Below are 23,916 nucleotides of genomic sequence, written 5' to 3' on the forward strand. Positions count from 1 at the left end.
ACCTCGACGCGGAGCACATATCACCCGTTCGGCGGATACGGCGTTCGATCGGCCGGTAGGCCGTCCGCGCAGTTCTTCCTCAGCCGGCGTTCTGTTCCTTGGCCAGGATCCGGCCCAGCGCCTCTTCCAGGCTGCCCTCGAAGTCACTCAGCGTGCACTCCTGCCCGAGGGGCACGAGCTTGTCCGTGCGGTCGAGAAACGCGACGAGTGGCGCTGTACCGGCCCTGAACAGGGCGCGATCCGCCCCGACCTGCAGTCGGATGTGTACGTCGGAGAGTCCCTCGGGCTCCGTGGGACTGATGTGCACATCGCCGTCGCCGCTGGGGCTGTTGAGGCCGTCCAGCAGCAGCTCACGACCGAAAGCCCAGGTGACGGGGGCGTCGCCGGGCAGATGGAAGGTCATCCGGATCGCATACGGATCGCACACCTCGTACCGGAGTTCCACCGGGATACGAAATGAGAGCTCCTCGGAAACGAGAAAGCTCATCATGACCTCAGCTTGAACCGACTCGCGCATCGTCCAACCCCGCAGTAGTTGAATCTGGCCAGGAATGATCCCCCATGGCCCTATTGACGCCATCGTGGTGCACGCGATAGCAGATCACAAGGAGTGATTTTTCAGATACTGATAGAGAACACGAACGAGCGCAAGAGGCTTGCCACTTCGCCTCGTAGTCGTTCGACTGCGGGGAGCAATCGATCTTCCTGCTCGAGAGGCATGGAAATCGCCATGGCGGCCGCAGTGAACCCGGCCGTGATCGGGATGGCCGCACAGACCGTCCCGAGGGCGTACTCCTGTCGTTCGATGACAGGCTTCATCCGCTCCAACGACCTCAACCGTTCAAGAAGCGCCGCTCGGTCCCGCACCGAATAGCGGGTCAGAGGCCGCACAGGGTGACGGTCCAGATGGTCCTCACGGGCCTTCTCGTCGAGCTGGCTGAGCAGACACTGACCGAGCGCATGGGCATGCCCGGTCTCCCGGAACGAGGCCCACTCGTCCACCGCGGGAGCCGCGGGGGTGTCAGCAACCGCGATGAGTTCGATCTCGCCGTCGCGGTAGACGGCGCAGTAGACCGGCGCACCGATGATGTCGCGCCAGCGGGCCAGCGACTGGGTCATTCTGCTGCGACGATTCTGCAGACAGCCGTCGTCGACAAGCCTCTCTGCGGCAGTACCGAAGAGGAAAACACCGTTCGCGCGGCGCAGGTAGCCCTCATGAGTGAGGGTGCGCAGCAGGTGATAGGCGGTAGGAAGGGGAAGTCCCGCTTCCCGTGCGAGCTGCTTCGCGGGCGCCCCGTCCCGATGGGCGCCCACAGCCTCCAACAGCCTCAACGCCCGCTGAACCGAACCGATCAACGTCGGAACAGCGGCGCTCGATGCCGTGGTCAAAAGTCACCCCCAGGCATGGCGACGGGCGGTCGGCCCGTCCGTGGGGGCCGCCCCCACGGTCCTGCCGCAAACCTGAGGTCCGGAGACCGGACGTATGCACAAACCACTGGGCACAGCGGTGACGGACAGTTGATTCCCAGGCGGCGGCAGCGGACTGTCACTGTATAGGCCGCATAAGCAGAGGGCGCCGTTTCGTCCTGCGCTTAGCTCAGCTGGGCTAATTGCCCGACTGGTGACCGCCCGCCGCTACCAGTCGCCGCGCGAGGACGAGGAAGACATGAACTTCCGTACGACGAAAACGAGGCCACCGACCAGGATGACGAACACCAGGGCCTTGAAGAGCAGACCGATCACGAACCCGATCACGCTGGCGATCAGACCGCCGAACACCACAATCGCGATGACGGGCACTGCGACCCACTTCACCCACCAGGGCATCCCCGCGAATATCTCCCGCACAGCCATCGTCCCTACCTCATTCCTGTGAGTACCTGACTCGATGCTAGAGGCGCGAGGGTCGCCGACGGGGCCTCCGGAGCCCTTGATCTCCCCTGATCGAACCCCGAGGGATCCCTGAGAGCCAGGCTCAGCTCTCGGGTGGAGAGAAGACCACCATGACCCGCAGATCCTCGGTGATGTGGTGGAACTTGTGGGCCACGCCGGCCGGTACATACACCACGCTTCCCCTGCCCACCTGCGTGGTCTCCATGCCCACGGTGATCGAGGCACGACCGCTGACGATGAAGTAGACCTCGTCCTGCTGGTGCGGCTGCTGCGGGTCGAGTTCGCCGGCGTCCAGCGCGTACAGGCCGACGGACATGTTCCGCTCCCGCAGGAACTGCAGATACGCGCCGTCGTTGGCGGCACGTTCCGCCTCCAGTTCGTCCAGCCTGAATGCCTTCATGGCCCGTCCGCTCCCTGCTTCTGTACAGCCGGTGTCCGCCACCGATCGTGTCTGCCACGATCAGACACATGAAGAATTTTGTAGTCAAGACGATCGCCAACACGGGTGCGCTGGCCGTGGCCATCTGGCTGCTGGACAACATCACGCTGTCGGGCGGCAGCACCGGCCGCAAGGTGCTCACCCTGATCCTGGTCGCCCTGCTCTTCGGGCTGGTGAACTTCGTGGTCAAGCCGATCGTGAAGGTGCTCACCCTGCCGCTGTTCATCCTCACACTGGGGCTGATCACCCTCGTGGTGAATGCGCTGATGCTGATGCTGACCTCCTGGCTGGCGGGCCAGTTCAATCTCAGCTTCCATGTCCACGGCTTCTGGACCGCCGTGCTCGGCGGTCTCATCATCTCGATCGTGTCGTGGGCGCTGAACGTGGTCCTGCCCGACGAGGACTGATCAGACGCCGCGCGGACCAGAGAGAACAGAGAGGGCGACATGAGCAGCATGGGCGACGGCACCCGGGCGGTACGGGCAGGCCTTCCCGAACCCGAGCAGTACCAACCCACCCTGCCCGGCCCGGTCTTCGCGGCGCACTTCCATCTCTCCGGCGAGCCGACCGGTCCGTACACCTACGGACGGGACACCAACCCGACCTGGACCCATCTGGAGCTGGCCATCGGCGAGCTCGAAGCGCCGGGAGAGGCCGTCGAGACCACGGTGTTCGCCTCCGGGATGGCGGCGATATCGGCGGTGCTGCTGTCGCGGGCGCGTACCGGTGACACCGTCGTCCTGCCCGCCGACGGCTATCAGGCGCTGCCCCTGGTGCGTGAGCAGCTGGAGGCGTACGGGGTCGAGGTGCGGACCGCGCCGACCGGGAGCGACGGACAGCTTGCGGTCCTGGAAGGGGCCCGGCTGCTGTGGATCGAGACGCCGTCCAATCCGGGACTCGACGTCTGCGACCTGCGGCGGGTCATCGACGCCGCGCACGCGGCCGGCGCTCTGGTGGCCGTGGACAACACGCTCGCCACTCCGCTCGGCCAGCGCCCTCTGGAATGGGGCGCCGACTTCTCCGTGGCCAGTGACACCAAGGGCATGACCGGGCACGGTGACATCCTGCTCGGCCATGTGACGTGCCGGGATCCGGAGCTGGCGGCGGGTGTCCGGCGTTGGCGCAAGGTGGCCGGGGCGATCCCCGGCCCGATGGAGGCCTGGCTCGCGCACCGTTCGCTGGCCACGCTGGAGCTGCGCGTCGACCGGCAGTGCGCGACCGCGCTGGCTCTCGCCGAGGCGCTGGGCAAACGGCAGGAGGTGACCGGGCTGCGGTATCCCGGGCTGCCCACCGACCCCTCGTACCCGGTCGCCGCGCGACAGATGCGACGTTTCGGCTCCGTGGTGTCGTTCGTGCTGCCCGACCGCGAGATCGCGGAGCGCTTCCTTGCCGGACTGCGGCTGGTCGACGACGCCACCAGCTTCGGCGGCGTGCGCTCCACCGCCGAACGTCGCGCGCGCTGGGGCGGCGACGCGGTACCGGAGGGTTTCATCCGATTCTCGGTCGGGGCCGAGAACGCGGACGACCTGATCGCCGACGTGGAGCGGGCTCTGGACAGGGCGATGGGCTAGGAGGGATACCGGGGTCCAGGTCAGGACAGAGGAGAACCAGCCGTACGGACGGTCCGAGCCTCCCCCCTCGCGGCTCGGACCGTCCCGGTTTCACGTGCGAAGAACCGTCCGCACAAGGTTAATTGACTCTGCGTCAGAGTCCAATCACAGTAGCGACAGCGACCTATCGGCATATTTATGATTGTTCGGGTCGGACACGTCAAAACGGCGGGAGGGAACCAGACATGGACCTGGCCCTGCTGCGCACATTCGTCACGGTGCACCGGGCCGGTTCCTTCACCCGGGCCGCCGCGCTGCTCGGTCTCTCCCAGCCCGCGGTCACCTCGCAGATACGCACGCTGGAGCGGCAGCTGGGCCGTCCGCTCTTCCTGCGCAGGGCCCGCGGCGTCACCCCGACCACCATGGGCGACGAGCTCGCACACCGGGCCGCTCCCCACCTGGACGCACTGGTCGAGATCGCCGAGACGGGGCTCGGCGAGGAGTCGGCCGTACGGACGCTGCATCTGGCCGGTCCGCCGGAATTCACCTCGTTGCGGGCCCTGCCCGCGCTCACCCCCCTCGTCTCCCATGGCCTCGCCCTGCGCAGCACGTTCCTCGCCCGTTCCGAGGAGGCGCTGGAGGGGCTCGCCGCCGGCCATCATGATCTGGCCATCGCGGCGGTCCGTCCGCGCGGTGATCTGCTCACCGCGACTCCGCTCTGCGACGAAGAGCATGTGCTGGTCGCCGCCCCACGCTGGGCGGCTCGCATCGGACCCGGAGCGCTGCGGCACAAGGGTCCCGTGGTGCTTCAGCAGCTGCCGGTGGTGGAGGTGCATGAGAGCCTTCCGTTCGTCTCCCGCTACTGGGCCGCCGTCTTCGACGGGCGGCCGGCTGCAGCGGGCACCGTCATCGCGCCGGATCTGCGCGCGGTCCTGGAGTGCACCGCGGCGGGCGCCGGACTCGCTGTGTTACCGCGCTATCTGTGCGAGGGGGCACTGGAGCGCGGCGAGGTGGTGGCCCTCCTGGACCCGCCCGTGCCGCCGCTGCGCACCTACTTCCTGGCCGCGCGGACCGGCACACTCGCGCTGTCGCATATCGCGCGGGCGCACGAGTGGCTGGTGCGCGCTGCCGTCGATTGGTGACCCGACGGCAGGGCGGGTGTTTCAGAAAGGGTTCTGTGGGCCACTCTCTTGCCATGACCGAACGTCCTGTGGTCAAGCGCACCGCACGCGCCATCCTGCTCGACGGCAACGACCTCATCCTCATCAAGCGCACCAAGCCGGGGGTGGATCCGTACTGGCTCACGCCGGGCGGCGGGGTCGAGCCCGAGGACGCAACCGTCGTCGACGCACTCCACCGCGAGGTGGACGAAGAGCTCGGCGCCAAGATCACCGATGTGGTCCCCTGCTTCGTCGACACCGTGGAACACATCGAGGGCGGTGGGGTGAAGGGTGTCAAGGTCCAGCACTTCTTCGTCTGCCGGCTGGACTCGATGGACCTGTCCCGGCGGCACGGTCCCGAGATCGACGATCCGTGCGGCGAGTACGACGTCGTACGGGTGCCGTTCAGCCGGGTCGGGATCGCCGCCGTCCATCTCGTGCCGCTGTCGCTGCGGCACTACCTGGACGGCAACATCGAGGGCGTCCGGGCGATGCACGCGCCGGACCTGGGCTGATCCCGATCCCGGAGGCCCCGTGCCGACGGGATGGGCCCTCGTGGTCAGCCCGGCCCCAGGAGCTCCAGTTCCTCGACGGAGTCATGCCGGATGCGCTCGGGCGGCATGCCGATCCCTCTGAGGACGTCCACAACGCTGCGGATCATCCCCGGCGGCCCCGCGAGATAGGCGTCGTACCCGGGCCACGGACCGCCTTCGCGCACCGCGTCGGGCAGCAGGCCTTTCCGCCCGTTCCCTGTACCGCTGGAGACCACAGGCCGCACGGCGAGCCAGGGAAAGGTCTTCTGGAGCCGCAGCATTGTGTCGATGTCGTACAGGTCGCGGTCGCTGCGTGCGCCGTAGAAGACCTCCACCGGGCGCCGGTCGCCGTGCTCCGCGACATCCTCGACGAGTGCCTTGATGGGCGCGATACCCGTGCCGCCGCCCAGGCAGAGCAGACCGTTGTGGGTGGTGTGGTCGACGGTCATCGAGCCGGTGGGCGGGCCGAGACGCACCACGTCGCCGGGGCGGGCCCGGCGCACCAGAGCGTTGGAGACCCAGCCCGCCGGGACCGCCTTGACATGGAAGGTGAGCAGACCGTCGGGCCGAGGGGCCGAGGCGAAGGAGTAGTGCCGCCAGATCCGCGGCCGCCACGGGGTTTCCATGGCGGCGTACTGGCCCGCGAGGAAGGGATACGCCTGGTCGGGACGGACGGTGAGGACCGCTGTGTCGGGCGTTCTGAGGTCATGGGAGACAACCTCCGCCAGCCACCAGGCGGGAGCCCGTTCCTCGTCCTCGGCAGCCGCGTCGATCATGATCTGCGACATCGCGGTGTAGGCACGGATCCAGGCCGCCTCGGTCTCCCCGTCCCAGGTGGCGGCGTAGCGGCTCAGTGCGCCGAGGAGAGCCTCACCGAATGCGGGATAGTGCGCGGGCAGAGCGCCGTATTTACGGTGCCCGCGGGCCAGTCCGCCGAGATACTCGGTCAGCACATCAGGGTCGTCCATCCGGTCGGCAGCCGTGAGGATCGCCCGGAGAAGACGGTCGCGCTGAGGGTCCATCGCAACCGGAAACATGGCCCGCAGATCGGGGCGGCGCACGAAGAGCAGGGCGTAGAAGTACGAGGTGGCCTGGTCCGCGACAGGAGTGAGCTCTGCCAGGGTGCGGCGGATCAGGGTCGCGTCGGGCGATCTCGGAGTTCCGTCGCCGGTCGACATGGTGGCCGGAGCGTCCATAACTGTGCCTCGCCTCGAGCGTCTTCTGGTCGCATGAGCGTGCCGACACCGCACGCACCGCCTGCGGTCCCTCGCCCAGCATGCCTGCGACACCTGCAGGCCGGACAAATAGCGGGAAGTCCGGGTATCCGAGCCAGTTCTGCCGTTACGCTCTTTTGCGCCATGGCCAGGCCGGGAACCGAGGACAATGCGGGCAGCACGCATCAGCGCCGGATCGCCTCTGCCCGTCGCTCAGCTACGTGTTTCACGGGAAACTGCGCACACGTGCAGCTCGCTGCCGAGCCCTCACCGCGGGCTCGGCTCTCTGGCCGTGCGGGCAGTGTCGGCACGGTCGGCGCACATGCGTCTCGGCCGGATCCGGTAAAGCGGTGGACGAGCGATCACCGCGTCGGACAGCCTGGCCCTCATGCCCAGCCCACTGCCCCACCCGCACACCGAAACGCCCGTCCGGCGCCTCACCCGGGGAGACCTGGTCGCCTGCGCCAATCTCTGCGAGGACCGCGGCTGGCCGCGTGACGAGCACCGCTGGGCCCTGCTCCTCTCCGCCGGGACGGGCTACGGCATCGATGCTCCCGAGGGCAAAGGCCTGATGGCCGTGTGTGTGATGACCCCATACGGCCAGGGCCTCGCCGCCATCGGCATGCTCCTCGTCGCCGAACGGTACGCGCGCCAGGGGATCGCCCGGCGCCTCATGCACCAGGTGATCGAAACGGCGGGGGAGTCCTCACTCAGCCTGTACGCGACGTCGGCCGGGCGGCCGCTGTACGAAGAGCTCGGTTTCGAAGCGGTGGGCCGGGTCGAGCGGATCAGTGGTCGTTTCCGGCCGACCGACGCGTCCGCCGACGGCGCTGCCACAGCGTCCAGCATGACCGTCCGTCCGGCGACGGCCGAGGATCTGCGTGCCCTGCTCCGGCTGGACGCGGAGGTATTCGGCGCGGACCGGACGCATCTCCTTGCCCGTCTGCCGGCCTTCGCAGATCACCTCCGGGTCGCGGAGGACGAGGGCGGGCTTGTCGGCTACGCGGCGCTGTGGCCGAGCGAGGGTGTCCATGTGGTCGGTCCGCTGATCGCCCGGAACACCGTCACGGCGATGGCGCTCGTCGACTCCCTCGCGCAGGCGACGGACCGTCCCCTGCGCGCGGACATCGACGCACGTCATGAAGAACTGTTGGACCGGCTCAAGGAGTGCGGTCTGCAACCGGCCGGCTCCGGAACAACGGTGATGGCCTACCGGTCCCCGGACCTGCCGGGGGACTGGACCCGTCGCTTCGCACCGCTGACCGTGGCGACGGGCTGACGCGGACCGGGCTGAGCGGCACCGGGCCGGGAAATGCCTGTCACCAACCCGTTGTCATGTCATCCGAACCGGACCGCGAGCCGGACGCTTGTGTCACCGACACCGTAGATCTCCGTCCTCATGTGCCTGGATTCTCCTGGCACATGGGGACGGACACCCATGGATTTCCGCTGCGTTCAAAGCGGTTGGCGAATCAGCCGAGAGCCGTCACGGCGGCTCTGCGAGACCGACCGCCGCGGCATCTGCACCAATGTCACCGATGCCGGCCTCACATTGCTCGCACAGGCCCGGCCGACCAACGACGCCGCTCTGCGCACCGCCCTCGACGAGGCGGCCAGAAACCCCGAGCCGGCCCCGCTCGTCACGGCGGTCGAAGATCTGAACGCCCCCGCGCGGGCCGCCTGAACTGCGTAGTCTGCCGATCATGAGCGATCTGGAAATACGCCCTGCGGCCCCCACCGACATCCCGGCCGTCGTGGCCATGCTCGCGGACGACCCGCTGGGGGCGCAGCGCGAGTCGCCGGACGATCTCGCCCCCTACCACTCCGCATTCCAGCGACTCGCCGATGATCCGAACCAGCACCTGGTCGTCGCCCTCCGCGAAGGCAGTGTTGTCGGGACCCTGCAACTGACGGTGATCCCCGGGCTCTCCCGGCGCGGCTCGACCCGCTCCATCATCGAGGGTGTTCGCGTCCATGCCGATGAGCGCGGCAGCGGCCTCGGCACCCGGCTGATCCAGTGGGCCGTGGACGAATCCCGGCGGCAGAACTGCCAGTTGGTCCAGCTGACGTCCGATGCGACCCGGACCGATGCCCATCGCTTCTACGAGCGGCTCGGCTTCACCGCCAGTCACGTAGGCTTCAAGCTCGCTCTGTGACCGCAGCTCGGAACCCACAGGATCCGACGGACCGAAGGAGCGCTCGATGCACGCCATAAGCGACACACAGCGCCGGATCAGACTCGGCCGACGTCACCTCCTGGGGCCCTCCGTGCGGGCCGCATCCGCGGTGTCCGTGGCCGACGCGGTCGTTGCCCTGCACGCCACCGACGCGGCCACTGTCTTTCTTTCCGCCTGCGCCCGGCTCGCCGAGGCAAGCGTAAATACGGTGGAGCGGGCTCTCTACGAGGACGTCTCGCTGGTCCGGCTGCTCTCCATGCGCAACACCCTCTTCACGGTGTCGAGCAGGCTCGCCCCGTATGTCGATGCGTCGAACGCCCGAGCCGTGGCCGCCAAGGAGCGCCGGACCTTCCTCAAGCACCTGCGGGACGACGGGAACGGACTGGACGAGAGCTGGCTCGTCGAGACGGAAAAGGCGACCCTGGCCGCCCTCACAGCGCGCGGCTCTGCCACCGGCAGCGAGCTGTCCGCCGCCGTGCCGGCGCTGCGTACGAAGATCACGATCTTCCCCGGCAAGAAACAGGAGACGGTTCAGGGAGTCGCCACCCGTGTTCTGCGGGTACTGGCAGCTGAAGGCCTGATCCGCCGGGACCGGCCGCGCGGCTCCTGGACCTCCAGCCAGTTCCGCTGGACGGCAGGCGAGCCATGGCCCGCCCGGGAGCTCGCAGAGGCACAGGCGGAACTGGCCCTGCGCTATCTCCGCTCGTACGGTCCCGCGACCGAGGCCGATCTGAAGTGGTGGACGGGCTGGGGCCTCGGCCAGGTACGCAGTGCGCTGGCAGCCACCGGAGCCGAGGAGGTGCGGCTCGACAGCGGCGCGACGGGCTGGGTCTCCCCGGGGGACACGGAGACCGAACCGCCCCTTGAGCCGTGGGCGGCACTGCTTCCCGCCCTCGACCCGAGCGCGATGGGTTGGGCCGACCGCGGTTTCCATCTTCCGGCCGAGCACCGGGCGGCCCTCTTCGACCGGGCCGGCAACATCGGCCCGACGGTGTGGTGGAACGGCGAGATCGTGGGTGGCTGGGCACAGCGAGCCGATGGCGAGCCGGTCTGGCGGCTGCTGTCCGACATCGGCCGGGATGCCACCGGCGCGATCGAGGCGGAGGCTGCCCGGCTGTCGGAGTGGGTGGGGGAAACACGGATCACTCCACGCTTCCGCACGCCGCTGGAGAGGGAGTTGACGGCATGAACGGGCTCCGGCGTCACGTTTCACGTGAAACGTGACGCCGGACGCCGTGACGCTCAGGCGCCGAGGCCCCGCCAGCCCTCCGCGTCCACCCCACCGGGAACGGCCGACGCGGGATCGTAGGGCTCACGTGTGAAGACGAACGACCCCAGGTCGAGATGGCTCACGCTTCCGTCGACGTCCCGGACGACACGGAGCGTCTCCCCCGCGTAATAACCATCGAGGCCGGTCCAGGTGCCGTCCAGCTGCGCGACGAATCGGGCACCGCGGCCGTCGCCACGCAGCGGCCCCAGTTCCAGCCCCCGGTCTGCAGTCAGGCGCAGGACATTCGGGCGTGTGCCCCAGAACCAGAGTCCGGTCAGCGCGAGGAGTCCAGGGTCGGCCTCGGGCAGCGGGCGCCAGGGCTCAGGGATGCGCGGCTCGGCCTCGGCGACGATCTCCACGAGGTCCGCGGCGACCGTTGCGACGAACGGCCCAGAAGTGGCATTGGTGAGCACCACGGCGGCCACATCGTCCTCGATGCTGAACCAGAGCGTGGCCAGGAACCCCGGCAGCGAGCCGGTGTGCCCGAGCAGGGTGCGGCCTTTCTGTTCTACGACCTGCAGGCCGAGACCGTAAGCGCCCTCCCCGGGACCGGACGGCACCGACGGAGCACGCATCTCCTCCACCGAGGCGGCGCCGAGCACCCGGTCATCCCCCTCGACAAGGAAGGCGGCGAACCGGAGGAGGTCGGTGGTGGTCGACCAGAGCTGCCCGGCCGGTGCCATGAGACCGAGGTCCTCCGCCGGTTCGGGAAGCAGGACATCGGCCCACGGGTGGACGGCCCAGCCACCCGCGTGCGGCTCCTGCGGCTGGCTGCTCGTACGACGCATGCCCAACGGTTCCAGGATCTCGCGCTGCAGCACCTCCGCCCACGATGCGCCGCGCACCGCCTCGACCAGCGCTCCGAGCACTGAGTAGCCGGGGTTCGAGTAATGGTGACGACGGCCGGGAGGATGCATCCGCGTCTGCTCGCCGAGGACGTCGGCAAGTTCGGGGCGCAGACTTCCCGGCGTCCGCTCCCACCAGGGCGCGGGCGACTCGGCGCTCAGCCCCGCACTGTGGCCCAGTAGTTGGAGGACGGTGACCCCGCCGACGCCTGTCCCTGGCAGGTGCTTTTCCAGCGGGTCGTCGAGATCGAGCAGACCCTCGTCACGCAGCCGCAGGACCAGCACGGCTGTGAAGATCTTGGTCAGAGAACCGATCCTGAACTGCGTATCGGAGTCGGGGGCGTGACCGTCGACGCAACTGCGCGATCCGTTCCAGACGATCCGGCCCTGGCGCTGCACCGCAGCGACGAGCGAGGGCGTACGGCCTTCGACCTGTGCGGAGGCGATGCGGTGCAGCAGCGCCCGCTGCGTACCGGGAAGCAACTCTTCTGAGGAATAGGTCATGGTCAACAAGTACCGGCACATCGACTCGTCGGCGACCCGATTTCGCGACCCGCGGGCCTGGGGATCAGCGCTTGCGGCTGTATGTCCTGACCAGTACCCCGCTATCGAAGACCGCCACCGAATCCAACATGAACTCCGTGTCCGCAAAATCCGATCCGAACATCGGCATACCCGAGCCGTAGACGAGCGGATACGTCTTGATCACGAGCTCGTCGATCTCATCGAGCAGCTCCCCCGCGAGCTGTGAGCCACCGCAGAGCCAGATCCCGAGGCCGCTGTCCTCCGCCTTGAGTTCCCGCACCCTGCCGACCACGTCGCCGGAGACGAGTTCGACGTTCGGGTCCGGCGACTCCTTCATGGTCCGGGATGCAACGAGCTCGCGCAGTTGGGCATACGGACTGGTGATGTTGACGTCCAGGGCCAGTTGGTAGCTGGCCCTTCCCTGGATCACGGTGTCGAACTTCTGATTCCTGACGCCGTGAAATCCCAGCTGCAGGCGGCCTGCGGTCGAAACCGTCTCCGGATACTGAGACTTGAGGTAGTCGAGGAACTCCTCATCCACGAAACGGTACATGGACGACGCATCACCGCTCGGGTCACCGATGAAGCCGTCGATGGAGCAGGCAATGAAGTAGGTCAGCTTTCGCACAGAATCCCCGTTCAATGTGGCGTTGACTCGAACACGAACCACTTCATTTATAGTGCTCCACATGTAGTGGTTGCGCAAGCCCCTTTCCGCAGAGGGGCTGAAGGAAGAACGGAGACACACAGATGGCCAGGAACCCGGAGCGCAGAACGGCACTCGTCGATGCCGCCATCGAAGTGCTGGCGCACGAAGGCGCGCGAGGGCTCACCTTCCGCGCGGTCGACACACGTGCGGGCGTACCGGTCGGGACGGCGTCCAACTACTTCGCCAACCGGGACGACTTGTTCATGCAAGCCTGCGCCCGGATCACCGACCGGATGACACCGGACCCGGTCGGAGTCGAGGAGGCAATGCGTCCGGCTCCCTCGCGCGAGCTGGTCACCGAGCTGATGCGATGGCTGGTGCAGCGCATGGCCGCCGATCGCACCAGCTACCTCGCCATGCTCGAACTGCGCCTGGAGGCCACCCGGCGCCCCGCCCTCCGCGACCGGCTCAACCGCACCTTCCGCGCCAATCTGGACGAGAGCGTCCGCTTCCACCGGGAAGCGGGGCTGCCGGGCGATGCCGACGCCGTCCTCGTGCTGTATCTCGCCATGACGGGCCTGCTGCTGGAGCACCTCACACTGCCCGACGTACTCACCGGGAGCGAGTCCGTCGACGCTCCCCTCACCGATGCCGTCCTGGACCGGCTTGTGGAGACGGTCGTCACCCGCATCATCCCTGCGGGGTGACCCGCTCGGGGCGGGCAACGCATGGCCGGGGCAACCCTGTCCGGCGAGAGGGCTATCCCGGCCCTGCGGCATCGCGTCTACAGATCGAGCTGGTACAGAAGCGATTGATGGGTCGGCAGATAGCCGAACGCGTCGTTGATCGCGCGCATGGGCCGGTTGCTGTCGGCCGTGTCTGTCAGCAGACCGCCGAGATCCGGGTGGTACTCGACGGCCTGCCGGATTACCTCAGCCTTCATCCATCGGCCGAGGCCATGTCCGCGGTGCTCAGGCAGGACGCCGGTGCCGTAGTGCTGGCCGTCACCCCTGCCCGCGCCGGGAACGACCAGCTCGGTGAAACCGGCGATCGTGCCGTTCGACACGTCGATGGCGGCGACCGTGTACAGAAGGTCGCCGCGCTTCTCGATGACCTGTGCCACTGCCCGGACCCGGTCCACGTCCCAGCTCACCGTGCCGTAATCGGTGTCGTCCATCGGCATGTCGTCCATGGCCCGCCGCGAAGCCGCGAAAGTCTCGGCGAGCTCATCGGGGACGGTTCCGGCCCATGACGCCAGCCGGTAGCCGGGGTGCGGCTTCCCGATGATCTCGGCGAGAGCGGCGAGGTCCGCCCGCGCCAACGCGAGCCGGGCGAAGGTCAAGGTCAGGACCTTGCGAAAGCCCCGTGCCGAAAGGAACCGGTCACCGGGTGAACCCGCGTCCACCTGAGCGGTGACGCAGCTCCGGTCCTCGGCTCGAGCCGTGGCCACAGCCGCTTCCAGTAGCTGTGAGCCGATGCCGTTCCGCCTCTCGGTCGGATGGACGGCGAGTTCGAGTTCGGCCAGGTGATCCTGACCGGTGGTCGTGAAAAGACGCAGAAAGGCTGATCCGGTCGGAGCTCCGGTGGGACCGGATGCGAGCCACGCCAGGCGGTGGGCGGCCGGGCCGGGGTCGGGGTCGGTCAGCGGGGTGATGCGAATCGACAAGATGTCTCCGTCATGAGTGGTGGCATGGCAGTGCACGAGTTCGGGTGCTGACGGCTCCTGCGCATGTGCTGCACACCTCCTGTCCATGACGTCGCTCCGCGCTCGGGACGACCCGGCAACCGTATCCATCGCCGGGGTCCGCATCAACGGCGTTTATCAGCTGGCGAACCCGCCGTGGCACGTCCGGTCGGCATGGGTTCCGACCGGCGGCGCGGGCGGACAAAGAACGATTGACCGCCTGGGAAGGTCGTCCTGGGCCGGCGGTACCGCCGTACGCGGCGCGCCGGCGCTTCGCGAGGAGGTTGTCCGTCCGCAGCGGACGAAAAAAAGGGAAAGGGGAGTACCCACTCCTTTCCACTCTCAACGTATAGCGCACCGGGGGGCTTGCGGCAAGGCCCGGGTCGTGCCGCAAAATCGCCGACCGAAGGCAGAACTTGAGGAAAGGGGGAGTCGCGAAGTGCGGGTGCTGTTGTCGACGTACGGGTCGCGCGGGGACGCCGAACCGATGGTGGGACTCGCCGTGCGGTTGCGGGCACTCGGCGCGCAGGTGCGGGTGTGCGCGCCGCCGGACGGGGAGTTCGCGGAGCTGCCGGCCCGTGTTGGCGTGCCGGTCGGCCGGGTGGCCGACCAGGGCATCGGTGCGGCACACGACGGTCCGACCCCGACCTTCGAGTCCCTGCCGGCCGCGCTCCAGACAGCCCTGACCCTCGGGACCCGCGCACGAGCGACGGCCGTGGCCGGCACGATCCGCACCGACGGGGCAACGGTGGCCGCGAAGCGGCTGCTCGACTCGGCCGGCCGAGAAAGGCCGCCCATGCCCGCGTGAACCACACCGGATCAACGAGCCAGGCCCCGGACACGAGGACCTGGACATCCTGGCGACCTGAACCGACAACGGCCACGGGATCCACGTCCGACGGAGCGTGGCTCGTCATGGCCACCAGGTTCGTCACGCCGGTCCAGACAGACACCTTGCCGCGCGCAATGGTTGCAAGCGGCCTCAGATCGGAGCTGATGAGTGAAGCCCCTGACCACCAGCGCGTTCGACCTTCCCGACCACCTCTCCCCCAAGGCCGCCCCGACGCTGATCGCCGGCGATGAACAGCACTTCGCAGCCATCGCGGAGTGCCTCGAGCAGTCGATCGCCGAGCTGACCGACCGCCTCGACGCCGAGCGCAAGGCACCTGGCGGCATCGGCCGGCAGGCGATGGACCGGGACGCGGAGGTCCACCGGCTGACCGCTCGCCTGCGCGCACTGCGCCGCTTCGGTTTGGACCTGTGCCTCGGACACATGGTCAGCGCAGACGACCCCGAGCCCGTGTATGTCGGACGGCTCGGCCTTACGGACAGCGCGGGTCGTCGGCTGCTGCTCGACTGGCGCTCCCCCGCGGTGGAGCCGTTCTTCGGAGCCACCCACGCCAACCCGATGGGTCTGGCAAGCCGCCGCAGGTATCGCTGGACCCGCGGCCGGATCAGCGACTACTGGGACGAGGTGTTCACCTCGGACGGGTTTGCCGGGCACGCCGCGCTCGACGACCAGTCCGCCTTCATCGCCAGCCTGGGCAGCAACCGGTCGACACGGATGCGAGACGTGCTCGGCACCATCCAGGCCGACCAGGACGCCATCATCCGCGCGGGATCCCGCGGCGCTCTCGTCGTCGACGGCGGTCCGGGTACCGGGAAGACCGTCGTCGCTCTGCACCGCTCCGCCTACCTCCTCTACTCCGACCCTCGCCTCGGTCACCGCCGGGGCGGCGTGCTGGTCGTCGGTCCGCACCAGCCCTATCTGGGCTACGTCGCCGACGTCCTCCCCAGCCTCGGAGAGGAGGGCGTGCAGACCTGCACCCTGCGGGACCTCGTCGCCGAGGGAGCCTCAGCAGCGATCGAGGCCGACCCGGACGTGGCCCTCCTGAAGTCGTCCGCGAACCTGGTGAAGGCGATCGAGACAGCCGTCAGGTTCTACGAGGAGCCGCCCACCAAGGCGATGACGATCACGATCACGACCCACTGGTCCGACATCCAGCTGGACGCCAACGACTGGGCCGTGGCTTTCGAAGCGGCAGAACCCGGTACTCCGCACAACGAGGCCCGCGACCAGATCTGGGAGGAGCTGCTCACGATCCTGGTGGACAAGCACGACGGCGACGTCTCGGCCGACCTGCTCCGCAAGTCGCTGCTGCAGAACAGGGAGCTGCTCACGGCCTTCAACCGCGCGTGGCCGCTGCTCGAAGCGGCTGACCTCGTCGGAGACCTGTGGTCGGTACCCGCCTACCTGCGGACGTGCGCTCCCTGGCTCAGCCCCGAGGAAGTGTCGCAGCTGCAGCGCGAGGACGCCCAGGCCTGGACGGCGTCCGACCTGCCGCTCCTGGACGCAGCACGGCAGCGGCTCGGTGACCCGGAAGCGTCGCGGCGCAAGCGTCTGCACGACGCCTCTGTCGCCGCCGAACGCGAGCACATGACCAAGGTCGTCGACGCCCTGCTTGAGGCCGATGACGACGGTGAAGGTGCGGTGACGATGCTGCGCGGACAGGACATACAGGACACCCTGGTCGACGAGACCGCACTGCCCGGCACCGAACCGGACCTTCTCGCCGGCCCGTTCGCGCACATCGTCGTGGACGAGGCTCAGGAACTGACCGACGCAGAGTGGCAGATGCTGCTGCTCCGGTGCCCGTCCCGGAGCTTCACCATCGTCGGGGATCGCGCCCAGGCCAGGCACGGGTTCACGGAGTCGTGGCAGGAACGGCTCGAGCGGATCGGGCTCGACCGGATCAACCTGGCTTCCCTGAGCATCAACTACCGGACGCCGGAAGAAATCATGGCGGAGGCCGAGCCGGTCATCCGGGCCGTGCTCCCGGACGCCAACGTGCCGATCTCCATCCGCAGCAGCGACGTCCCCGTCGTACACGGATCTGCTTCGAATCTGAGCTCGGTCCTCGACACCTGGCTCGCCGCACATGCCGACGGGATCGCCTGCGTGATCGGCGATCCCACATTCCGGACGACATCCCGCGTCCGGTCGCTGAGCCCGGAGCTGTCGAAGGGGCTCGAGTTCGACCTGGTCGTTCTCATCGACCCGGAGGGGTTCGGCAAAGGCGTCGAAGGGGCGGTCGACCGCTATGTCGCGATGACCCGAGCGACCCAGCAACTCGTCATCCTCACGAGCTCCTGACGTCGGGCGGCCGGACGCCTCAAGAAGACCGCCGAGGGCAAGAACTCCGACGCATGAGTCGGCGCCCTACTCATGTTCGGCAGGAAGTCGCGTTCGGTCGGCCAGGATTCCGCGGCAGTACTCCGGCGCCGCCGACCGCACCGAAAACTGCCAGGTGGTCGACCTATTCGCCACCGCACGGCTGGACCTTGGTCAACCGGTGACGGACTCCGGTCCGCAACGCAACAGCCACCCGCCGAACAGCACAACACAGGCCGTGGCAGTCATCAGTCCGCCGGCGAGGAAGGTGTCCCGCACGTCGGCCAGTCGCAGGACCAGTCCCCCGAGCGCGGCGCCCGCCGCGATACCGGCGTTGTAGGCACCGGAGTTCGCCGCGAGTGCGATATCCGTGCGGCCGGGTGCGCAATGCAGCATCGCGTTCTGTGTGGCCATGAATACCGGCCCGAGTGCACCGCCCATCAGCACCAGGAACACCGCGGCAGCAACCGGATCGGCGCCGGCCGCATACAGGCCGAGCATGCCCACCGCCTGCGTGGCCACGGCAGTGGCCAGAGCGGACTGAGGAAAGCGGTCCAGCAACGCCCCGGTGACGCCCACCCCGGCCAGACATGCCACGCCGAAAGCCACGAACAGGGCGCTGACCGTGCTCGGGGAGAACCCGCTCACGTCGCCCAGGAACTTCACGATGTAGGTGTATCCCGCGAAGGCCCCGGTGGCGGACAGAGTCCCGGCCACCAGTACGGTCCCGAACCGGCGGGCGCTTGGACTGATTCCGTAGGCGGCGGGCTCTTCTTCCGGACGCGAGGTCGGCAGCAGGACGGCGATCGTCACCAGAGAGGCGAGCCCCATCGCCGCCAGCAGGGCGACGGGCACCGGCCATCCGTTCTGTCGGCCCAGCCAGGTCCCTCCGGGAACGCCGAGCACAAGGGCTAGCGAACCGGCGACAGACAGCGCTCCGACCACACGCCCACGGACCTCGGGAGCGAACAGGCCCACCGCGACCGGCCCCATCACAGCCCAGAACAGCGCCTGGGCGAGCGCGGTCAGCAGCCGCGCGAAGAGGAGCATCCAGTAAGAGGTGGCCGACGCCGCAACCAGACTGGACACGACCAGCGCGGCCAGCAGTCCCGTGAGCACGTGGCGTCGGGGCACGGCCCGCATGACGTGGGCGAGCGGCAAAGACGCGACGGCCACCGTCACGCCATAGCCAGTGACCAAGAGACCGACCGCTGACACTGATACCCGGAGGCTTTCGGAGATGAGCTCCAGGAGGCCGATCGGCAGATTCTCCGCGGTGTTGAAGGTGAAGGCGGCCAGCATCAGGGCCACAAGCACCGCCGCCCTGTGCCACGGAGGCGGTTGCATCGCAACCTTGCGGTCTCTTCCTGACCTCGCCGATTGCGCTTGCTCCGTGGCACGGTCCATGCAGGTAGCTCACCGGGCTGCCCGGTCCCACCGCAACCGAATTCATCTGCCGGGTGAAGAGCTCGGAGGATCGAGCCTGGCCATCGTGGATCAGCGGATTCCGACACGGAATTCCGGATCCCCCTTAGGTCTGCGCCATGTCGACGAAGCGTGAGTAGTGGCCCTGGAAGGCCACGGTGATCGTCGCCGTCGGGCCGTTACGGTGCTTGGCCACCATCAGGTCCGCCTCGCCCGCCCGCGGGGACTCCTTCTCGTACGCATCCTCGCGGTGCAGCAGGATCACCATGTCGGCGTCCTGCTCGATGGAGCCGGATTCGCGAAGGTCGGAGACCATCGGCTTCTTGTCCGTACGCTGCTCCGGACCACGGTTCAGCTGGGACAGCGCGATGACCGGGAGCTCCAGCTCCTTGGCCAGCAACTTGAGGTTTCGGGACATGTCCGAGACCTCCTGCTGACGGCTCTCAGCACGCTTCGAGCCACCGGACTGCATCAGCTGCAGATAGTCGATGATCACCAGCTTGATGTCGTTCCGCTGTTTCAGCCGACGGCACTTCGCCCGGATCTCCATCATCGACAGGTTCGGCGAATCGTCGATGTAGAGCGGCGCGGCCGAGACGTCCGGCATCCGGCGGGCCAGCCGCGTCCAGTCCTCGTCGGTCATCGTGCCGGAACGCATGTGGTGCAGAGCCACCCGCGCCTCGGCGGACAACAGTCGCATCGCGATCTCGTTGCGGCCCATTTCGAGGGAGAAGATCACGCTCGGGAGGTTGTTCTTGATCGACGCGGCCCGCGCGAAGTCCAGCGCCAGCGTGGACTTACCCATGGCCGGACGCGCCGCAATGACGATCATCTGGCCCGGGTGCAGACCGTTGGTCAGGGCGTCGAAGTCGGTGAAGCCGGTCGGTACGCCGGTCATCTCGCCGGAGCGCGAACCGATCGCCTCGATCTCGTCGAGCGCGCCCTCCATGATGTCGCCCAGCGGCAGATAGTCCTCGCTGGTGCGCTGCTCCGTGACGGCATAGATCTCGGCCTGTGCCGAGTTGACGATCTCGTCGACGTCACCGTCGGCCGCATATCCCATCTGCGTGATCTTCGTGCCCGCCTCGACAAGCCTTCGCAGGACCGCCCGCTCGTGGACGATCTCCGCGTAGTACGAGGCGTTGGCCGCGGTCGGCACGGACTGGACGAGGGTGTGCAGATAGGGGGCGCCGCCCACCTTGGTGATCGAGCCGCGCTTGACCAGCTCGGCCGCGACCGTGATCGGGTCGGCGGGCTCGCCCTTGGCATAAAGGTCGAGGATCGCCTGGAAGACGGTCTCGTGGGCGGGGCGGTAGAAGTCGTGCCCCTTGATGATTTCCACGACGTCGGCAATGGCGTCCTTGGAGAGGAGCATGCCGCCGAGAACCGACTGCTCGGCGTCGAGGTCCTGAGGAGGCACACGCTCGAATCCGGGCGAGCCGCCGTCCCAGCCACCGCTCTCCCTGCCGCGGTCGTGCTGCTCGCCGCGGTCCCGGCCTTCACCGCGACGCTGGCGGGTGACGGGCAGACGGTCACTGGGACCGGTGTCGGCCCAGGGGTCGTCCAAAGGCTCGGGAATGCTCACCGTGCCACCTCCTCCCGTCCGCTCCGCGGACCTTCGCCGTGCCACTCTTTCTTACGGCACAGCACCGACAAACAAGACGCTCGACTCCGGTTCCGGCACGTCGAGTTCTGCGGGATTCCAGGGCTGAAACGGGGTGTGGGCGCCGGTCCACGGTAGGCCTCGCCGCACCGTCAGCCAATCTGGTTATCCACAGGGCATGTGGACGACGGACCAGATGCTGTGGAGAACTCCGCAGAACCTGTGCACGGAGCAGGGGACAGCACTGTGGACAAACTCATAACACCGCCCCAAGCACGGCTCTGACCTGGGATTTCTCCATCCACGGCCTGTGGGGGAGAAAAACTTTCCGCGCCGGCACAAGATCACGGCAAACCGCACACAGGGGAACACTCAGTGCCAATAAATGTAAGGAGTGATCTGACATTGCATCTGTTACCTGTGGAAGATTAGATTGACCCCCATGCCCCAGGCCACCGCGACCTCATTTTCCAGCCGTCGACGCCACGATCGCGAGATCGTCGCACTCGCCGTCCCCGCCTTCGGCGCGCTCGTCGCCGAGCCGCTCTTCGTCATGGTCGACAGCGCCATCGTCGGTCATCTGGGCACACCGCAACTGGCCGGCCTGGGCGTCGCCGCGGCTCTGCTGACCACCGCCGTGAGCATTTTCGTCTTCCTTGCCTACGCCACCACGGCAGCGGTCGCGCGACGCGTAGGTGCGGGCGATCACGCCTCCGCAATACGGCAGGGCATGGACGGCATCTGGCTGGCGCTACTCCTCGGCATCGCCGTCATCGCCGTGGCCCTGCCCACTGCCCCCTGGCTCGTCGATGTCTTCGGCGCCTCCGACACTGCCGCGCCGTACGCCACCACCTATCTACGGATCTCCAGCCTGGGCATCCCCGCCATGCTCATAGTCATGGCCTCTACCGGCGTGCTCCGCGGCCTGCAGGACACCAGGACCCCGCTGTATGTCGCCATCGGCGGTTTCGCAGCCAACGGAGCCCTCAACGCGGGGCTTGTCTACGGCGCCGGTCTCGGTATCGCCGGATCGGCCTGGGGCACCGTGATTTCCCAGGTCGGTATGGCCTCGGCCTATCTGGTCGTGGTCGTACGGGGAGCCCGCCGACACGGCGCATCGTTGCGCCCCGACACGGCAGGGATCAGGGCCAGTGCCCAGGCAGGCGTCCCCCTGCTGGTTCGTACGCTGTCGCTCCGTGCCGTCCTGATGATCGCCACCGCCGTCGCCGCACGCCTGGGCGACACCGATATCGCCGCCCACCAGATCATCCTCTCCCTGTGGAGCCTGATGGCCTTCGCTCTCGACGCCATTGCGATCGCCGGGCAAGCGATCATCGGCCGCTACCTGGGAGCCAACGACACCGAGGGCGCACGCGAGGCATGCCGCCGCATGGTGCAGTGGGGCATTGCCTCAGGTGTGGTGCTCGGGGCACTGATCGTGCTCGCGCGTCCCTTGTTCATCCCCGTGTTCACCGGCGATCAGGACGTGCAGAGCACCCTGCTCCCCGCCTTGCTGGTGGTGGCCCTGTGCCAGCCGATCGCCGGTGTGGTCTTCGTGCTGGACGGTGTGCTGATGGGCGCCGGAGACGGTCGGTACCTCGCCTGGGCCATGCTGATCACCCTGGCCGTCTTCGCTCCGGTCGCCCTGCTCGTGCCCACCTACGGCGGGGGCCTGAATGCTCTGTGGTGGGCGATGGCACTGATGATGACCGTCCGCATGGTGACGCTCTGGCTGCGCACGCGCTCGGGTAAGTGGATCGTCACTGGGGCCACCCGCTGAGCAGCGGCCGTCGACCCTGTTTCACGTGAAACGGCAAAGGGCCGCACCCCGCGGGGTGCGGCCCTTCAGTTGCTCTGGTGAGCTGTGCCCTTAGGCAGCAACGACCTCGATGCCGAGCTTCGCCGCAACCTCGGGGTGCAGACGCACGGACACCTGGTGCCCGCCGAGCGTCTTGATCGGCGAGCCGAGCTCGACACGACGCTTGTCGACGTCCGGGCCACCGGCAGCCTTGATCGCCGAAGCGATGTCGGCCGGGGTGACGGAGCCGAAGAGACGGCCGGCGTCGCCGGAGCGAACAGCCAGACGAACCTTCACGGCCTCGAGCTTGGCCTTGACCTCGTTGGCCTGCTCGATCGTCGCGATCTCGTGGATCTTGCGGGCGCGGCGGATCTGCGCCACGTCCTTCTCGCCACCCTTGGTCCAGCGGATGGCAAAGCCACGCGGAACCAGGTAGTTACGGGCGTACCCGTCCTTGACTTCGACGACGTCGCCGGCAGCACCGAGGCCGGAGACCTCGTGGGTGAGGATGATCTTCATTATTCGGTCACCCTTCCCTTATCGCGCGGTGGACGTGTAGGGCAGCAGCGCCATCTCACGGCTGTTCTTGACTGCCGTGGCGACGTCACGCTGGTGCTGCGTGCAGTTGCCGGTTACGCGGCGGGCACGGATCTTGCCGCGGTCGGAAATGAACTTCCGCAGCATGTTCGTGTCCTTGTAGTCCACGTACTGGGTCTTGTCCTTGCAGAACGCGCAGACCTTCTTCTTAGGCTTGCGCACAGGCGGCTTCGCCATGGTGTTTCTCCTGTGTGATCAAGAAGTGGGGGTACGAGCTGCCCTAGAAGGGAGGCTCGTCCGAGTAGCCGCCGCCGGAGCCGCCGGAGCCGCCGGAGCTTCCGCCCCAACCGCCTCCGCCGCCCTGCTGACCGCCGGCCGGCGTGCCGGTGGCCCACGGGTCGTCAGCGGGAGCACCGCCGCCGCCCTGCTGGCCGCCGCCACCGGGACCGCCGCCCCAGTTGCCGCCGCCTTGCTGGCCACCGCCGTAACCACCCTGGCCGCCCTGGCCACCGCGACCGGTGGTCTTGGTGACCTTGGCCGTGGCGTTCTTGAGGCTGGGGCCGACTTCCTCGACATCCAGCTCATAGACCGTGCGCTTCACGCCTTCGCGGTCTTCGTACGACCGCTGCTTCAGCCGGCCCTGCACGACAACGCGCATGCCTCGCTGGAGCGACTCGGCGACGTTCTCCGCCGCCTGCCGCCAGACCGAGCAGGTGAGGAACAGGCCTTCGCCGTCCTTCCACTCATTGGTCTGCCGGTCGAAGATGCGGGGAGTGGACGCGACGCGGAACTTCGCGACCGCCGCACCGGACGGGGTGAAGCGCAGCTCGGGGTCGTCGACGAGATTGCCGACGACCGTGATGACGGTCTCGCCTGCCATGGGTGAACCTCTCGGCGGGGATTGCTTCTGGCTGCTTGCTGCTACTCGAACCCGATGACCGCTGAGCTAGATGCTCAGTGGATCTCGGGACGGAGGACCTTGGTCCGGAGGACCGACTCGTTCAGGTTCATCTGGCGGTCGAGCTCCTTGACGACCGCAGGCTCGGCCTGCAGGTCGATGACCGAGTAGATGCCCTCGGGCTTCTTCTTGATCTCGTAAGCGAGACGACGACGGCCCCAGGTGTCGACCTTCTCAACCTTTCCGTTGCCCTCACGGACGACGGAGAGGAAGTTCTCGATCAGCGGGGAGACAGCGCGCTCCTCGAGATCGGGGTCGAGGATGACCATCACCTCGTAGTGACGCATGTGGAACCCACCTCCTTTGGACTCAGCGGCCACGGTCGTTCCGTGGCAGGAGGGTCGTGATGCGTAAGCAACAGTGTCTCCGAGTAAAACAGCCCCCACTGACAACGCCCCCCCTTCTGAGGAGAGCTGCCGTGCTGGCCTGGGCAGACACCGGTGCAGACCGTACAGAGTACCCGCACACCGGCTTCCGGTTGAAA

At 67.8% G+C, this 23,916-nt stretch carries 23 protein-coding genes and 3 pseudogenes; 12 read left to right on the forward strand and 14 right to left on the reverse strand.

The features are described 5' to 3' along the window. Positions 1 to 79: 79 nt before the first annotated feature. The 4 genes from ACNPQM_RS04730 to ACNPQM_RS04745 all read right to left on the reverse strand — a co-directional run bounded on the left by ACNPQM_RS04730 (position 80) and on the right by ACNPQM_RS04745 (position 2,293). The gene (locus ACNPQM_RS04730) at positions 80 to 517 is read right to left on the reverse strand and encodes an SsgA family sporulation/cell division regulator (RefSeq protein WP_277327198.1); all 438 of its coding nucleotides are present in this window, start codon (positions 515 to 517) and stop codon (positions 80 to 82) included. A 101-nt stretch (positions 518 to 618) separates the two neighbouring features. Next, positions 619 to 1,389, reverse strand: a complete 771-nt coding sequence (locus ACNPQM_RS04735) for an IclR family transcriptional regulator (RefSeq protein WP_358856614.1) — start codon at positions 1,387 to 1,389, stop codon at positions 619 to 621. Between the two features lie 246 nt (positions 1,390 to 1,635). After that, positions 1,636 to 1,848 carry a DUF5326 family protein gene (locus ACNPQM_RS04740; protein WP_328891310.1) on the reverse strand — a complete coding sequence of 71 codons (213 nt, stop codon included), beginning with the start codon at positions 1,846 to 1,848 and terminating at the stop codon, positions 1,636 to 1,638. Positions 1,849 to 1,975: 127 nt separating this feature from the next. Further along, positions 1,976 to 2,293 carry a cupin domain-containing protein gene (locus tag ACNPQM_RS04745; protein ID WP_037702197.1) on the reverse strand — a complete coding sequence of 106 codons (318 nt, stop codon included), beginning with the start codon at positions 2,291 to 2,293 and terminating at the stop codon, positions 1,976 to 1,978. Positions 2,294 to 2,361: 68 nt separating this feature from the next. Between ACNPQM_RS04745 and ACNPQM_RS04750 the strand changes: the two genes are divergently transcribed. The 4 genes from ACNPQM_RS04750 (at position 2,362) to ACNPQM_RS04765 (ending at position 5,557) form a co-directional block, all read left to right on the forward strand. After that, entirely contained in the window at positions 2,362 to 2,739 is a 378-nt protein-coding gene (locus tag ACNPQM_RS04750) for a phage holin family protein (protein WP_358856615.1), read from the forward strand. A 39-nt stretch (positions 2,740 to 2,778) separates the two neighbouring features. Beyond that, the gene (locus tag ACNPQM_RS04755) at positions 2,779 to 3,903 is read left to right on the forward strand and encodes a cystathionine gamma-lyase (protein ID WP_418082954.1); all 1,125 of its coding nucleotides are present in this window, start codon (positions 2,779 to 2,781) and stop codon (positions 3,901 to 3,903) included. A gap of 224 nt (positions 3,904 to 4,127) precedes the next feature. Further along, positions 4,128 to 5,024 (forward strand): LysR family transcriptional regulator, encoded by an 897-nt coding sequence (locus tag ACNPQM_RS04760; protein ID WP_418082955.1) that lies wholly within the window; start codon positions 4,128 to 4,130, stop codon positions 5,022 to 5,024. Between the two features lie 53 nt (positions 5,025 to 5,077). Beyond that, positions 5,078 to 5,557 (forward strand): NUDIX hydrolase, encoded by a 480-nt coding sequence (locus ACNPQM_RS04765; RefSeq protein ID WP_358856618.1) that lies wholly within the window; start codon positions 5,078 to 5,080, stop codon positions 5,555 to 5,557. 44 nt (positions 5,558 to 5,601) lie between these two features. Here the strand turns inward: ACNPQM_RS04765 and ACNPQM_RS04770 are convergent. Further along, positions 5,602 to 6,729: pseudogene (locus ACNPQM_RS04770) on the reverse strand (globin domain-containing protein); the annotation flags it as partial. Positions 6,730 to 7,177: 448 nt separating this feature from the next. On the opposite strand from ACNPQM_RS04770, the gene ACNPQM_RS04775 reads away from it, so the two are divergent. The 4 genes and pseudogenes from ACNPQM_RS04775 (at position 7,178) to ACNPQM_RS04790 (ending at position 10,155) form a co-directional block, all read left to right on the forward strand. Then, on the forward strand, positions 7,178 to 8,068 hold the full coding sequence (locus ACNPQM_RS04775) for a GNAT family N-acetyltransferase (protein ID WP_418082956.1): 891 nt from the start codon (positions 7,178 to 7,180) through the stop codon (positions 8,066 to 8,068). Positions 8,069 to 8,275: 207 nt separating this feature from the next. Further along, positions 8,276 to 8,473, forward strand: a pseudogene (locus ACNPQM_RS04780) (MarR family transcriptional regulator); the annotation flags it as partial. A gap of 19 nt (positions 8,474 to 8,492) precedes the next feature. Continuing rightward, positions 8,493 to 8,945, forward strand: a complete 453-nt coding sequence (locus tag ACNPQM_RS04785; protein ID WP_358856621.1) for a GNAT family N-acetyltransferase — start codon at positions 8,493 to 8,495, stop codon at positions 8,943 to 8,945. Between the two features lie 46 nt (positions 8,946 to 8,991). Next, positions 8,992 to 10,155 carry a winged helix DNA-binding domain-containing protein gene (locus ACNPQM_RS04790; RefSeq protein ID WP_418082957.1) on the forward strand — a complete coding sequence of 388 codons (1,164 nt, stop codon included), beginning with the start codon at positions 8,992 to 8,994 and terminating at the stop codon, positions 10,153 to 10,155. A 53-nt stretch (positions 10,156 to 10,208) separates the two neighbouring features. On the opposite strand, the gene ACNPQM_RS04795 is transcribed toward ACNPQM_RS04790, so the two are convergent. Beyond that, positions 10,209 to 11,585: a serine hydrolase domain-containing protein gene (locus ACNPQM_RS04795; RefSeq protein WP_418082958.1), complete on the reverse strand. Its 1,377-nt coding sequence runs from the start codon at positions 11,583 to 11,585 to the stop codon at positions 10,209 to 10,211. A gap of 64 nt (positions 11,586 to 11,649) precedes the next feature. Continuing rightward, positions 11,650 to 12,234 (reverse strand): dihydrofolate reductase family protein, encoded by a 585-nt coding sequence (locus tag ACNPQM_RS04800; protein WP_358856715.1) that lies wholly within the window; start codon positions 12,232 to 12,234, stop codon positions 11,650 to 11,652. A 122-nt stretch (positions 12,235 to 12,356) separates the two neighbouring features. On the opposite strand from ACNPQM_RS04800, the gene ACNPQM_RS04805 reads away from it, so the two are divergent. Beyond that, positions 12,357 to 12,962, forward strand: a complete 606-nt coding sequence (locus ACNPQM_RS04805) for a TetR/AcrR family transcriptional regulator (RefSeq protein WP_418082959.1) — start codon at positions 12,357 to 12,359, stop codon at positions 12,960 to 12,962. A 77-nt stretch (positions 12,963 to 13,039) separates the two neighbouring features. On the opposite strand, the gene ACNPQM_RS04810 is transcribed toward ACNPQM_RS04805, so the two are convergent. Further along, the gene (locus ACNPQM_RS04810; RefSeq protein WP_418082960.1) at positions 13,040 to 13,921 is read right to left on the reverse strand and encodes a GNAT family N-acetyltransferase; all 882 of its coding nucleotides are present in this window, start codon (positions 13,919 to 13,921) and stop codon (positions 13,040 to 13,042) included. A 613-nt stretch (positions 13,922 to 14,534) separates the two neighbouring features. On the opposite strand from ACNPQM_RS04810, the pseudogene ACNPQM_RS04815 reads away from it, so the two are divergent. Further along, a pseudogene (locus ACNPQM_RS04815) lies at positions 14,535 to 14,747 on the forward strand (glycosyltransferase); the annotation flags it as partial. Between the two features lie 192 nt (positions 14,748 to 14,939). Next, positions 14,940 to 17,093: an RNA polymerase recycling motor ATPase HelR gene (helR, locus tag ACNPQM_RS04820; protein WP_418082961.1), complete on the forward strand. Its 2,154-nt coding sequence runs from the start codon at positions 14,940 to 14,942 to the stop codon at positions 17,091 to 17,093. Between the two features lie 192 nt (positions 17,094 to 17,285). Here helR and ACNPQM_RS04825 read toward each other — a convergent pair whose 3' ends face one another. Beyond that, positions 17,286 to 18,458: an MFS transporter gene (locus ACNPQM_RS04825; RefSeq protein ID WP_418082962.1), complete on the reverse strand. Its 1,173-nt coding sequence runs from the start codon at positions 18,456 to 18,458 to the stop codon at positions 17,286 to 17,288. 184 nt (positions 18,459 to 18,642) lie between these two features. Then, on the reverse strand, positions 18,643 to 20,103 hold the full coding sequence (gene dnaB, locus ACNPQM_RS04830; RefSeq protein WP_358856716.1) for a replicative DNA helicase: 1,461 nt from the start codon (positions 20,101 to 20,103) through the stop codon (positions 18,643 to 18,645). 478 nt (positions 20,104 to 20,581) lie between these two features. Here dnaB and ACNPQM_RS04835 point away from each other — a divergent pair, with 478 nt between their 5' ends. Beyond that, positions 20,582 to 21,919, forward strand: a complete 1,338-nt coding sequence (locus ACNPQM_RS04835) for an MATE family efflux transporter (protein WP_418082963.1) — start codon at positions 20,582 to 20,584, stop codon at positions 21,917 to 21,919. Positions 21,920 to 22,009: 90 nt separating this feature from the next. Here ACNPQM_RS04835 and rplI read toward each other — a convergent pair whose 3' ends face one another. The 4 genes from rplI to rpsF form a co-directional block, all read right to left on the reverse strand. Continuing rightward, the gene (rplI, locus tag ACNPQM_RS04840) at positions 22,010 to 22,456 is read right to left on the reverse strand and encodes a 50S ribosomal protein L9 (RefSeq protein WP_358856630.1); all 447 of its coding nucleotides are present in this window, start codon (positions 22,454 to 22,456) and stop codon (positions 22,010 to 22,012) included. 18 nt (positions 22,457 to 22,474) lie between these two features. Further along, positions 22,475 to 22,711, reverse strand: coding sequence for a 30S ribosomal protein S18 (rpsR, locus tag ACNPQM_RS04845; protein ID WP_003967857.1), 237 nt, complete (start codon positions 22,709 to 22,711; stop codon positions 22,475 to 22,477). 43 nt (positions 22,712 to 22,754) lie between these two features. Continuing rightward, complete coding sequence (locus tag ACNPQM_RS04850) at positions 22,755 to 23,354, reverse strand: single-stranded DNA-binding protein (RefSeq protein WP_358856631.1); 600 nt, start codon at positions 23,352 to 23,354, stop codon at positions 22,755 to 22,757. A gap of 74 nt (positions 23,355 to 23,428) precedes the next feature. Further along, entirely contained in the window at positions 23,429 to 23,719 is a 291-nt protein-coding gene (rpsF, locus tag ACNPQM_RS04855; RefSeq protein ID WP_015609864.1) for a 30S ribosomal protein S6, read from the reverse strand. Positions 23,720 to 23,916 lie beyond the last annotated feature (197 nt).

The organism is Streptomyces sp. NPDC056231 (assembly GCF_048270745.1).
Classification (GTDB): Bacteria; Actinomycetota; Actinomycetes; order Streptomycetales; family Streptomycetaceae; genus Streptomyces.

Bases quoted from the DNA above. Each gene is read 5' to 3' on its own strand.
- ACNPQM_RS04730 (WP_277327198.1), bottom strand. From the start codon at position 517: ATGCGCGAGTCGGTTCAAGCTGAGGTCATGATGAGCTTTCTCGTTTCC.
- ACNPQM_RS04745 (WP_037702197.1), bottom strand. From the start codon at position 2,293: ATGAAGGCATTCAGGCTGGACGAACTGGAGGCGGAACGTGCCGCCAAC.
- ACNPQM_RS04750 (WP_358856615.1), top strand. From the start codon at position 2,362: ATGAAGAATTTTGTAGTCAAGACGATCGCCAACACGGGTGCGCTGGCC.
- ACNPQM_RS04755 (WP_418082954.1), top strand. From the start codon at position 2,779: ATGAGCAGCATGGGCGACGGCACCCGGGCGGTACGGGCAGGCCTTCCC.
- ACNPQM_RS04760 (WP_418082955.1), top strand. From the start codon at position 4,128: ATGGACCTGGCCCTGCTGCGCACATTCGTCACGGTGCACCGGGCCGGT.
- ACNPQM_RS04765 (WP_358856618.1), top strand. From the start codon at position 5,078: ATGACCGAACGTCCTGTGGTCAAGCGCACCGCACGCGCCATCCTGCTC.
- ACNPQM_RS04775 (WP_418082956.1), top strand. From the start codon at position 7,178: ATGCCCAGCCCACTGCCCCACCCGCACACCGAAACGCCCGTCCGGCGC.
- ACNPQM_RS04785 (WP_358856621.1), top strand. From the start codon at position 8,493: ATGAGCGATCTGGAAATACGCCCTGCGGCCCCCACCGACATCCCGGCC.
- ACNPQM_RS04790 (WP_418082957.1), top strand. From the start codon at position 8,992: ATGCACGCCATAAGCGACACACAGCGCCGGATCAGACTCGGCCGACGT.
- ACNPQM_RS04795 (WP_418082958.1), bottom strand. From the start codon at position 11,585: ATGACCTATTCCTCAGAAGAGTTGCTTCCCGGTACGCAGCGGGCGCTG.
- ACNPQM_RS04805 (WP_418082959.1), top strand. From the start codon at position 12,357: ATGGCCAGGAACCCGGAGCGCAGAACGGCACTCGTCGATGCCGCCATC.
- ACNPQM_RS04825 (WP_418082962.1), bottom strand. From the start codon at position 18,458: ATGCAACCGCCTCCGTGGCACAGGGCGGCGGTGCTTGTGGCCCTGATG.
- ACNPQM_RS04835 (WP_418082963.1), top strand. From the start codon at position 20,582: ATGCCCCAGGCCACCGCGACCTCATTTTCCAGCCGTCGACGCCACGAT.
- rplI (WP_358856630.1), bottom strand. From the start codon at position 22,456: ATGAAGATCATCCTCACCCACGAGGTCTCCGGCCTCGGTGCTGCCGGC.
- rpsR (WP_003967857.1), bottom strand. From the start codon at position 22,711: ATGGCGAAGCCGCCTGTGCGCAAGCCTAAGAAGAAGGTCTGCGCGTTC.
- ACNPQM_RS04850 (WP_358856631.1), bottom strand. From the start codon at position 23,354: ATGGCAGGCGAGACCGTCATCACGGTCGTCGGCAATCTCGTCGACGAC.
- rpsF (WP_015609864.1), bottom strand. From the start codon at position 23,719: ATGCGTCACTACGAGGTGATGGTCATCCTCGACCCCGATCTCGAGGAG.